Below are 697 nucleotides of genomic sequence, written 5' to 3'. Positions count from 1 at the left end.
CTTCGGCCAATTGGAATAATGGCGAGGGATTCAATCCTATCGGCTCTTGGACGAGTCCTTTTGAGGGTACCTTTGATGGCCTGGGGCATGTCATTACCGGCTTGACTGTTAACCGACCCACTCAAAGCTACATAGGTCTGTTCGGCGCCACAGACAGTGCGATGCTTCGTGGTATCGGCCTTAGAGAGATCAACATAACGGGCAACGCTGCTGTTGGCGGGCTGGTGGGGGTCGCTGCCAACAGCGATATCGCCGCCAGCTACGCCACCGGGCAGGTAACGGGCAACGGTACTGTTGGCGGGCTGGTGGGGGGCGCTAGCCTCAGCAATATCGCCGCTAGCTACGCCACCGGGCAGGTAACGGGCGGAACTGGGACTGCTGGCGGGCTGGTGGGGCGCGCTATCAACAGCGATATCGCCGCCAGCTACGCTACCGGGCAGGTAACGGGCGGGACTTTCGTTGGCGGGCTGGTGGGGGACGCTCTCAACAACAATATCGCCGCCAGCTACGCCACCGGGCAGGTAACGGGCAACAATAACGTTGGCGGGCTGGTGGGGTGGAATGGGGGCGATATCAGCCATAGTCACTGGGATGTAGAGAGTACCGAGCAGTCCAGTGCCGTAGGCGGTGGCACTGGCAGCCAAACGAACGTCACATCCATTGCCGCCGCCAATCGTTACACTCCCACGGGCTATGC

Annotated in this window: 1 protein-coding gene; it reads left to right on the top strand. The window is 60.8% G+C overall.

The features are described 5' to 3' along the window. Window positions 1-697 (top strand): GLUG motif-containing protein (locus HP566_RS04420; RefSeq protein WP_249976051.1); only part of this gene is annotated, 697 nt, incomplete at both ends.

The organism is Vreelandella olivaria (assembly GCF_023507745.1).
GTDB classification, from domain to species: Bacteria; Pseudomonadota; Gammaproteobacteria; order Pseudomonadales; family Halomonadaceae; genus Vreelandella; species Vreelandella olivaria_A.
This window is presented reverse-complemented; position numbering and strand designations above follow the sequence as displayed.